Origin of the sequence: Haloferax sp. AB510 (genome assembly GCF_024136985.1) — an archaeon.
Classification (GTDB): domain Archaea; phylum Halobacteriota; class Halobacteria; order Halobacteriales; family Haloferacaceae; genus Haloferax.
On the sequence record NZ_JAMYJY010000037.1, the window covers coordinates 21722 to 31601 of the forward strand.

Here is a 9880-nt window from a genome sequence, read left to right on the forward strand (position 1 = left end):
GGTCACTTTTGACTGCCGCCGCCGGAACAGCGGGGTATGCACGAGGGGCGACTCGCAGTCGACATCGAGACGGCCAGCCCGAACGGCCCGCCGAGCGACTTCCGGAACACCGACGACTTCGAGTTGGTCGCCGTCGGCCTCGGCTACCGTGGCGACGGCGACGACTCCGAGGTCGAAGTCGAAGTGCTCCTCCGCGATGGCGACTGGTCGCTTGAACACACGGCCGACCTCCTCCGGCGGGTCGTCGAGTGGTGCGAGGCCCGCGACGAGGGCGTCGTCACCTACAACGGCGAGTACTTCGACGAACACCACCTCCGCACGTGGGCCGACCGAGTCGCCGACGCCGGCGTCTGGGCGGACGCGCCGCGCCGAATCGACGCGTTGTTCGCCGACCACGTCGACCTCGGAACCCTCGCCGCCGAGGCGTACCCGGGAGCAGTCCGCCCGAACCGCGACATCCCCGCGCTGTGGAAGGCGTGCAAGGAAGCCGGCGTCAACCAGCCGACCGTCTGGTACGACGACTACGACCTCCCGGCGGGCTACCTCGAACGCCTCGGCATCGAGGACGGCCACGTCAAGGGGGCGCACGTCGGCGAGGCGCTGGGCGAGGCGTACGTCGACGGCGTGGTCGCGGGACTCGACCACACCCGGACGCACGCCGAACTCACCCGGCTCCTCGTCGACTACGCCGCCGGCGACATCGAACCGCTGTTTTCGCTCCACGACACGCTCCGCCGGGCCGACGCGACCGCGGACTGACGGCGTGTCGGGGAACGACCCGGCCCGAGCCAGACGAGCGGCCCGTGACTCGTCCTGTCTCGCGGCAAACGTTTAGCCGCCGGCAGTCGTATCGCGTGGTATGAACGACCTCGAACCGGCGGCCGCCGTCGAGGAGGCGCTCCGCGGCAACGGCATCAGCGTCGAGTCAGTCTCGCTCGACGAGTCCGTCTCGCTGACCTATCTCACGGCGTTCCCGGACGTCGAACCCGACCACGGCGAAGTCGGCCGCGCCGTCACGGCCTTCCTCGACCTCGCTCGCGACGACGAGTTCAACCCGAGGACCGTCGAGGCGACAGTGCTCCGAAGCGAGGGCGACGTGCAGGCGACGTGGACGCTCGAAGCCGACTGGATTCGCGCGTACAACGACTACTCGCTGGACGACGAGGAACTGTCCCAGCGCGTTCTCGACAGCCTCTACGAGGAGGGAGACGCGTGAGCGCGTGGCGTCACCGCGGCGAGCCGCCCGCCGCGCGCGGTCCGCGTCGGCCCTCCCACTTCGAGTACTCGCGCGTCTCGCTGACGTTCGAGAGCGAGGGGGCGAACTGTGCGGGCTGGCTCTACCGCCCCGACGGCGTCGAGTCGCCGCCGGTGGTCGTCATGGCCGGCGAACTCGCCGCGGAGCGCCGTTTCGGTCTCCGCACCTACGCGGAGCGACTGGCCGAGGCGGGCTACGCCGCGTTCCTCTTCGACTACCGGAACACCGGTGACTCCGACGGGGAGCCCCGGAATCTCGTGGAGCCCGACTCGCAGGTCGCCGACTGGCACGCCGCGCTCGACGGACTCCGCGGGCGCGACGAAATCGACTCGCGCTCGCTCGTCCTCTGGGGGGCTGGACTCTCCGGCGGCTACGCGCTCCGCGCAGCGGCCGAAGACGGTCGGGTCGCCGCGGTCGTCGCCCAGAACCCCATGCTCGACGGAAAGGCGGTCACGCGGGGCCGAGGCGTCAAAGGGACGCTCGCGGCGGTCGCCGCCGGCGTCCGCGACAAACTCCAGTCGCGGCTCCTCGGCCCGTATCGCGTCCCCGTCGTCGGTGACGGCTCGTCGATGGCCGTCTTCGAGGACCCCGGCGTGCGCGCCGCCTACCGCGACCTCGTGCCCCCGGGGAGCGCGTGGCGCGACGAGACGCCCGCTCGGTTGTTCCTCTCGCTGCTCCGCTATCGGGCGATCTCCGACCCGGAGGCCCTCACCTGCCCGACGCTCCTCGTCTCCGGGACGCGCGACGACCTCGCGCCCGCCGACGCGGTGGCTGACCTCGCCGACGAGCTACCGGAGTCGACGCTAGTCGAACTCCCAGTCGGTCACTTCGACCACTACGACCGGGCGTTCGAACAGACGTTCGGCCACCTCCTGTCGTTCCTCAAGTCAGTTAGATGACAGGAGACGAGTCATCCCGTTGAACGCTCGCGCGAACCATTATGTCCTCGCCCGGCCTATACCACACAGAAATGTCCACATCCACACGTTTCGTCTCGTTGTTCCTCGCCGTCGCGCTCGTCGCGGTGGCCGCGTCCGCCCCGGTGTTCGCACAGGAGTCGGAGGCACCGAGCGACGAGGAGATGCAACAGCTCCTCGAAGAGGGCGTCGCGCTGTACAACGACAACGTCGAACAGCTCGACGTCTCGTTCGCCCGAAGCCTCATCGCCGGGAAGACGGTGAACGTCTACATCGAAGACGGCGACGAGACGCACGTGTTCTCGGCGTCGGTGCAAGACGACATGCGCATCGACGACATCTCGACCGGCCCCAACGACGAGGCGTCGACCCGAATCACGACGGACCGGCAAACCCTCGAAACCATCGCCGACTCGTCTGACCCGCTCGCCGAGGTTCAAGACGCCCTCGCCGACGACCGCATCCGCGTCTCCGGCGAGAAGGGCCACCCCGTCGACCAGGTCGTCTGGACCGTCGCCAACACGTTCAAGAGCTTCTTCCTCTGAACCCGGGCCGAACTGAACGCCGTCCGACTCCGTCTTTTCTTCGCGTTATCGCGTCCGTAACCCACTTTGCCGCCTCTCCCGTCTCTCCGTCGATGACGTTTACGCGCACGGTCGAACTCGAGGGCCACATCATCGACTCGGGGATGATGCAACAGGCCATGGGTATCGTGATGGACCTCGGCGGCGACTTCGACGTCGAACAGTTCGACGTCGGCCGGCAGAAAGACGAGACCTCGTACTGCCGGATGTCGGTGTCCGCGGACGACCGCGAGACGCTGCAGGAGATACTGCACGAACTCCACCAGATCGGCGCGAACCTCACGGACCCCGTCGACGCCCGTGTCGAGGCCTCGCCGGCCGACCGGGTCGTCCCCGTGGGCTTTTACTCGACGACGAACCACCCGACCGACGTTCGGTATCAGGGCGAGTGGCTCCCGGTCGAGGACATCGAGATGGACTGCGCGATAGTCATCGAGGAGACCGAAAACGGCCCGCGCGCCCACACGAAGGTCCTCAACGGCATCGAGGAGGGCGACCTCGTCGTCACCGACGAAGCGGGGATTCGCGTCAAACCGCCGGAACGCCCCCGCGACGCCTCCGGCCCCTTCGGGTTCATGCAGGGCGGCGTCTCCTCCGAGCGACCGTCTGAGTCGCTCATCGGCGAGGTGGCCGACGCGCTCCGCGAGACCAAGGCAGACGGCGGGAACGTCCTCGTCGTCGCCGGCCCGGCGCTCATCCACTCGGGCGGCGGCGACGCCCTCGCCGAACTCGTCCGCGAGGGCTACGTGGACATGATTTCCGCCGGGAACGGTTTTGCCACCCACGACATCGAACGCGGGCTGTACGGGACCTCCCTCGGGATGGACATGGAGACGATGGAACACCCCCGAAAGGGCCACAAACACCACATCTACACCATCAGCGAGGTCATCCGCGCCGGCGGCATCGCCGAGGCGGTCGAGGAGGGACTCATCAAAGAGGGCGTGATGTACGAGTGCGTGAAAAACGACGTGCCGTACGTCCTCGCGGGGTCGATTCGAGACGACGGTCCGCTTCCCGACACCATCACCGACACCATCGAGGCGCAGAACGCCATCCGCGAGCAGGCCCACCGCGCCGACATGGTGCTCATGCTCTCGACGCTCCTGCACTCGGTCGCCGTCGGCAACTGCCTGCCCTCAACGGCGAAGACCGTCTGCGTGGACATCAACCCCGCGACCGTCACGCAACTGCTCGACCGCGGCTCCTCGCAGGCCATCGGCATGGTCACGGACATCGGGACGTTCGTGCCGACGCTCGCCGAGAAGGTCCTCGAAGCCGACCGCGAGGACTGACCGGGTCGCTCGGGGGTCACACCGCGTCACCGCCCCGTCTGACGTGTCTATTATGACCCCGGGTGGCCTCTCGTGTGCTGTATGCAACCCACAGCAGCGCGAGTGCTTCTCGCAGCACTCATGGTTCTCCTCGCCGGATGCGGGGGTGGCGTCGGCGGCGACGCCACGACCGCGACCGACGCATCGACGGGTGCGACAGACGCAACCGGGACCGCCGTCGACGGCGAGTCGGCCGGCCAGAGCGGCGACGACGCCGAACGAACGTCCTTCACGTTCAACGGGACGTGGGACCAGCGGTACCGGACTGGGCAGTACTACCGCTACGACATCACGAGTCCGAGCATCGACGGCACCGCCACCTACGAGTGGGAGGTCGTCTCTGCGACCGACGACGAGGTGACGATTCGGACGAAGCTGGTCACGCCCAACACGACGAGCGAGCAGACCGTGAGCGCGCCGCCGGACGAGATTTACGGTGAACTCGCTGGAAGCCCGTCGGGGTCGGTCGCCACCATCGGCTTCGACTCGCCGTACTACAGCGGCGTTGACGGCGAGACGCTCCGCGTCGGCGACGGTTGGGAGGCCTCCGGCGAAAACGGCAACGTGAGCTTCAAAGTCGAGGAGATATCCACCTACGCTGGCCTGGAGTGTGCGAATTTCGTCGTTCGGACCAACGGGAGCGTCTTCTGGGAGAGCTGCGTCACGCCGGAGAGCCCGCTGCCGGGCTACATGGCGTTCTACGAGGAGGAAGGTGACGACGAGCCCGCGTTCGAGATGGTGCTCGTCGAGTACCGATCCGGAGACTAACGCGGCCGCGGGCGACTTCGGACGCGACGATTAGACTTTTTCCAGCGGGACGACCGCCATCGGGATGTTCGAGTTCAACAGCACGTCCTGTGCCGTACTGCCGAAGACGATTTTCGAGGTCGGATTGCGCTTTCGGACGCCGATGACGATTTCGTCGGCGTCGTGTTCGTCGGCGCACTGAAGGATGTCGTCGGCGGCGTCGTTACCGCGGATGTACTGGTGGGTCTCCACGTCCACGAGGTCGCCGAGACGGGAGACGACGACGTTCAGAGCGTCCTCGCCGTCGCGAACGTCCTCGCTGTCGGTCTCGTCGCCGCCGCGATGGGAGTTGACGACGTGGAGCACGTCACCGGCGTCGATTCGCCGCGAGAGATAGTCGCAGACTTCGGCGCTGGTGTGGACCGAGTTCGTCCCGATAACGTATGTTGCCATGTCACATATCGCTACGCCGTCCTATAAAAATCCACGCCCGACCACGCTCGTCAGGCCTGCTTCATCATCGCCAGCACGTCGTCTCTCGTCATCTTCTTTCCGTGCTCGTCGTGGGCGTGTTCCTGAATCACTTTCACGACCTCGTTTCTGTTCTCGGATGTTACACTGAACCCGCACGAACACGTCGCCTGTTGCATCGCTTTCGACATGGCAGTAGAGATACGCGCCCCGAGGCCAAAGCGTGTGTTCATAGTTACCATGACACTCCCGCTGACGGGCGGGTTCCCACGGCCGCGGTGTCTCTGCGGCCCCGGTGCCTCCGTTGTGTCGCCTGCTCCGCCAATCCGTCGGGGACAAAACATATACCCGACCGTAAATGTCAGTCGGGTATGGAAAGAAACGCCCTCCTCACCGCCGGGGCGGTCGGCGTCGTCGTCGTGGCGCTCGTCGCCGCCGCCGTGGTTCCGGGGGTCGTCGCGGACCCGACCGACGACGGGCCCGTCCGACCCGGACCGGTGGACGTCGCCGGCGTCTCCATCGCGGCCGGACAGGCGACGGGGGAGACGGTCACACTCGAAATCGAGACACGAATCGACCACCGAGGCAACCCCACGAAGAACGTGAGCGTCCTCGTCCGCGCCGTCGACGCCGAGTCGGGGCTGTTGACGACGACGCGGGAACTCGACGTGGGGACGCTCTCCAAGGACGGTGAGGTGGCGACGACGACCAACCTCACGGTCCCCCGCGAGGGCGGTTACGACATCGAAGTCGTCCTCTACAGCGACGACGAGCGGGTCGACCAGGCGCGAAAGAGCGTCCGCGGCGTCTCGGCCATCAAGCCGCCGTACCTCCGATCGACCACCTCGTTCACCGACAGCGAGGCGCTCCCGCCCGTGTCGTTCGCCATCGCCGACGCCGGCGAGGACCGGACGACGCTCGACCTGACGGCGACCCTGACGAACGCCGGCGACGACCCGGCCGAGGACCTCTCGGTGCTGTTCGTCCTCCGGCAGGCCGAATCGAACATCGTGGCCTCCCGGACGACGGTCGACGCGGGGACCATCGCGGCCGGCCGGACCGAGACGGTGGACGCGTCGGCGAGCGTCCCGAACGACTACAACTACTACATCGACGCCGTGCTGCTCCGCGACGGGGTCGTCATCGACACCGCCCGCGGCGCGGCGAACCTGAACCCAACGAGGACGATTAGCGTGAACCAGACCAGAGAGGACGTGGAACTCCGCGTCGAAGACTTCGAGAACGGCGACGGCGACGCACCGCAGCGAACCGAGTACGAGCAGACCGAGACCTCCTCGCAGGCACCCGGATTCGGCCCGGTAGTGGCGGTCGTGGGACTGCTCGCGGCCGTCTTCGTCGCCCGGAGGTGGTCGAAATGAGCGACGAATCGACGACTGCCGAGAGTGCCGACATCGAGACGACGGTCCCGAGCGACATGACGTCGGAGCCAACCGAGAGTGCCGACGACGCGGGAGATGACGAAGAAATCGAGAACCGCGAGTTCGCGGACCGAATGCGCCGCTACCTCGACTACGCGGTCCTCGCGGGACTGCTGTTGCTCGCGCTCATCGCGGCGCTGCAGTTCTATCTCAACGCCAGCCAGACCATCACGACGTGGGTGAACCCCGAGTACCGCGCGCCGTTCCAAGCGGCGTTCAATCTCGTGTTGCTCCTCGGGGCGGCGCTCGGCGTCTCCATCCAGCTTCGCCGGCTGACGAGCGACTGAGTCGCCGCCGAGTCACCACTCACCACACACACAGTTTTCAGGTCGCCGGCCGAGTCGTGGGGTATGAACTTCCTCTTCGTGTCGGCGGACGCTGCGCTCATCACCGACCTCGCGTGGCAGGTCCACAGGGAGGGCCACGACGTGCGGTACTACATCGAAGCCGAGCGCGACAAGGAAATCGGCGACGGCTTCGTCCCGAAGACCGACGACTGGCGCGCGGAGGTCGAGTGGGCCGACGTCATCGTCTTCGACGACATCTGGGTCGGCTCCGATATCGGTACCGGCGCGCTGGCGCGGGAACTCCGCGAGGAGGGACACGCCGTCGTCGGCGGGACGCCGAACACCGACCGCCTCGAAGAGGACCGCGGCTACGCGATGGACGTGCTGGAGTCCCACGGCGTGGACACGGTCGAACAGCGCGTCTTCCACGACTTCGACGAGGGAATCGAGTACGTCCGGCGGAACCGCGCCCCGTACGTCATCAAGCCGCTCGGCGAGGTGCAGAACGTCAAGCGACTCCTCTACGTCGGCAACGAGGACGACGGGAGCGACGTGGTCGAGGTGCTCCGCGCGTACAAGCAGGCGTGGGGCCACCGGATGAAGGGCTTTCAGCTCCAGCGGAAGGTCGAAGGCGTCGAAATCGCCGTCTGCGGCTTCTTCAACGGGGAGACGTTCGTCGACTCGGTGAACTTCAACTTCGAGCACAAGAAGCTCTTTCCGGGCAACATCGGCCCTTCGACCGGCGAGATGGGTACCTCGATGTTCTGGGCCGGTCGGAACCGACTGTTCGAGGAGACGCTGGGCCGGCTCGAACCGTGGCTCGCCGAGGAGGGCTACGTCGGGAGTATCGACATCAACTGCATCGTCAACGAACACGGCATCTACCCGCTGGAGTTCACCCCGCGGTTCGGCTACCCGACGATTACGCTCCAAGAGGAGTCCTTCGAGTCGTCGACCGCGCAGTTCTTCTACGACCTCGCCCACGGCAACGACCCCGAGCTATCGGTGCACGGCGGCTACCAAATCGCGGTCCGCATCGTTCTGCCGCCGTTTCCCTTCACCGACGAGAAGACCTACGACGAGAACTCCCGCAACGCGGCGGTCGTCTTCGAGACTGATAGCCGCGAGGGCGTCCACATCGAGGACGCGAAGCTCGTCGATGGGCAGTGGCGCGCGGCCGGCGAAAGCGGCATCCCGCTCGTCGTCACCGGCAAGGGCGAGACGATGCAGGAGGCGAGAAAACAGGCGTACGACCGCGTCGACAACATCGTCATTCCGAACCTGTACTACCGCGACGACATCGGCGAGCGGTGGATAGACGGCGACGGCGACCGACTGCTCGCGTGGGGCTACCTCGGACCGGCCGGCGAGTAGTCGATTCGTCGGGAGTCGATTAGTTGAGCAGCAGCCACGCGGCGAAGACGGCGAGGCCGCCGACGCCGGTGCTCAGCGCGGCGTGAACCCGGAGGCGGTCGAGAATCGCGTGGGCGTGGTCGTCTTCGACCGACAGCAGTTCGTGAATCTCGCTCCCGATTTCACAGCGCGGGAGGAAGTCCATGGCGACGTGGAGGAAGACGCCTGAAGCGAAGCCGAAGACGAGTCCGCGGAAGGCGCCGGTCGCCGGGAGCGACACGGCGCTGGAGACGATGGCGGCGATACCGAGGCCCGCCGCGGGGAGGAGCAGCGGAGCGACCGACTCGCCTCGTCCCGAGAGCCGGCGGGCGGCGGCGTAGCCGGCCGGTCCTTTGTGGGAGACGATGGCGAGGCCGAGACCGACGCCCACGTCGATGTTCCCGTAGACGATGCCGATAATCGCGCCCGCGGACACCGCGTGCGCCGAGAGTTCGGCCACGGTGCGGTCGATGGGCAAGTCCATGTGTGCGAAGCGGTGGCCGACGGTGTGGGCGGCGAAGCCGACGAGGATACCGAACGCGATGCCGAAACCGCCGAACTGGGGGTGGTGACCAATCGCCTGTGGGACCAGAAACACCGCGGCACTCGTCACCATCGCGCCGCTAGCGAGGCCGTAGCCCCACACGAGCCCCTCGGCGTGTTCGGCCCGACTCCACGCGCCGAACGGTGCGGCGAAGGCCATCGCGCCGAAAGCGGCCCACGAGACGATAAGGAGGTTCCACGCCTCGGCGCTCGCGGCGTACCCGGAGAGCGCGACGAGTGCCACGACGCTCCCCGCGCCGATGGCCGTCGAACGGTTCATATTGTGAACGAACTGGTTCGGATTAATAAGGGGTGCGGTTCCGGCGGGATGGGGGGAGTCGAAACGACGAGAGACGTCACCGCGTTGCCTGTCTCCACGCCTTGAGGTCCGCGATGTCGCCGTCGAACTCGGCGGGGTCGGCGTCGGTCGCCGCCCAGACGAACAGGTCGGCCACGTCGTCGGGGTCGCGGCCCTGCCCGCCGGTAAGGTCGGTGGCGACGAGGCCGGGGTCGACGACCGTCACGGTCTGGTCGCAGTCGGCGGCGAACTGCCGGCCGAGTGCCTCGGCGGCCGCCTTGGAGACGGCGTACGCGCCCATCCCCGGCTTCGCCTCACGAGCGATTGAGCCGGAGGGAACGAGGATACGCCCGTCGTCGGCCATGTGCGGGAGCGCCTCTTTGACCGCCGCGAAGACGCCGCGGACGTTGGTCCGGAGGGTGTCGTCGAACGCCGCGTAGGACTCCTCGGGCGCGGGCATCTCGCCGGGCGTGCCGTGGGCGACGGCCGCGTTGGCGATGAGCACGTCGATGCGCCCGCCGGCGCGGGCCGCCGTCTCCATCAGGCGCTCCATGTCGAGTTCGTCGCGCACGTCGGCGCGGACGGCGCTGGCGGTCCCACCGCCGGCCCTCGG

General features: G+C 67.4%; 13 protein-coding genes. 9 read left to right on the plus strand and 4 right to left on the minus strand.

The features are described 5' to 3' along the window. Positions 1-36: 36 nt before the first annotated feature. The 6 genes from NKF06_RS09270 to NKF06_RS09295 all read left to right on the plus strand — a co-directional run bounded on the left by NKF06_RS09270 (position 37) and on the right by NKF06_RS09295 (position 4858). Entirely contained in the window at positions 37-759 is a 723-nt protein-coding gene (locus NKF06_RS09270; RefSeq protein ID WP_253245211.1) for a hypothetical protein, read from the plus strand. A 100-nt stretch (positions 760-859) separates the two neighbouring features. Next, on the plus strand, positions 860-1216 hold the full coding sequence (locus NKF06_RS09275; RefSeq protein WP_042663572.1) for a hypothetical protein: 357 nt from the start codon (positions 860-862) through the stop codon (positions 1214-1216). Then, positions 1213-2154 carry an alpha/beta fold hydrolase gene (locus NKF06_RS09280; protein WP_058827540.1) on the plus strand — a complete coding sequence of 314 codons (942 nt, stop codon included), beginning with the start codon at positions 1213-1215 and terminating at the stop codon, positions 2152-2154. Before NKF06_RS09275 ends, NKF06_RS09280 begins: the two co-directional genes overlap by 4 nt. Before the next feature lie 71 nt (positions 2155-2225). After that, positions 2226-2717, plus strand: coding sequence for a hypothetical protein (locus NKF06_RS09285; RefSeq protein WP_058827541.1), 492 nt, complete (start codon positions 2226-2228; stop codon positions 2715-2717). A gap of 92 nt (positions 2718-2809) precedes the next feature. Beyond that, a complete protein-coding gene (locus tag NKF06_RS09290; RefSeq protein WP_253245212.1) occupies positions 2810-4051 on the plus strand; it encodes a TIGR00300 family protein in 1242 nt (413 codons plus the stop codon). A gap of 120 nt (positions 4052-4171) precedes the next feature. Further along, the gene (locus NKF06_RS09295) at positions 4172-4858 is read left to right on the plus strand and encodes a hypothetical protein (RefSeq protein WP_253245217.1); all 687 of its coding nucleotides are present in this window, start codon (positions 4172-4174) and stop codon (positions 4856-4858) included. Positions 4859-4888: 30 nt separating this feature from the next. Here the strand turns inward: NKF06_RS09295 and NKF06_RS09300 are convergent, their stop codons facing one another. Both NKF06_RS09300 and NKF06_RS09305 read right to left on the minus strand, forming a co-directional pair. Next, on the minus strand, positions 4889-5290 hold the full coding sequence (locus NKF06_RS09300; protein ID WP_058827544.1) for a universal stress protein: 402 nt from the start codon (positions 5288-5290) through the stop codon (positions 4889-4891). A 50-nt stretch (positions 5291-5340) separates the two neighbouring features. Then, positions 5341-5499 (minus strand): DUF1059 domain-containing protein, encoded by a 159-nt coding sequence (locus NKF06_RS09305; protein WP_253245213.1) that lies wholly within the window; start codon positions 5497-5499, stop codon positions 5341-5343. Between the two features lie 180 nt (positions 5500-5679). Between NKF06_RS09305 and NKF06_RS09310 the strand changes: the two genes are divergently transcribed. The 3 genes from NKF06_RS09310 to NKF06_RS09320 all read left to right on the plus strand — a co-directional run bounded on the left by NKF06_RS09310 (position 5680) and on the right by NKF06_RS09320 (position 8408). After that, the gene (locus NKF06_RS09310) at positions 5680-6687 is read left to right on the plus strand and encodes a PGF-CTERM sorting domain-containing protein (protein ID WP_253245214.1); all 1008 of its coding nucleotides are present in this window, start codon (positions 5680-5682) and stop codon (positions 6685-6687) included. After that, on the plus strand, positions 6675-7034 hold the full coding sequence (locus tag NKF06_RS09315; RefSeq protein ID WP_172795793.1) for a hypothetical protein: 360 nt from the start codon (positions 6675-6677) through the stop codon (positions 7032-7034). Before NKF06_RS09310 ends, NKF06_RS09315 begins: the two co-directional genes overlap by 13 nt. A 63-nt stretch (positions 7035-7097) precedes the next feature. Continuing rightward, positions 7098-8408 (plus strand): phosphoribosylglycinamide synthetase C domain-containing protein, encoded by a 1311-nt coding sequence (locus tag NKF06_RS09320; protein WP_253245215.1) that lies wholly within the window; start codon positions 7098-7100, stop codon positions 8406-8408. 19 nt (positions 8409-8427) lie between these two features. Here NKF06_RS09320 and NKF06_RS09325 read toward each other — a convergent pair whose 3' ends face one another. Together NKF06_RS09325 and NKF06_RS09330 are read right to left on the minus strand one after the other, a co-directional pair. Beyond that, positions 8428-9249: a hypothetical protein gene (locus tag NKF06_RS09325; protein ID WP_058827548.1), complete on the minus strand. Its 822-nt coding sequence runs from the start codon at positions 9247-9249 to the stop codon at positions 8428-8430. Positions 9250-9325: 76 nt separating this feature from the next. Then, the coding region (locus NKF06_RS09330; protein ID WP_253245216.1) for an SDR family oxidoreductase at positions 9326-9880 on the minus strand (555 nt) is incomplete at its 5' end.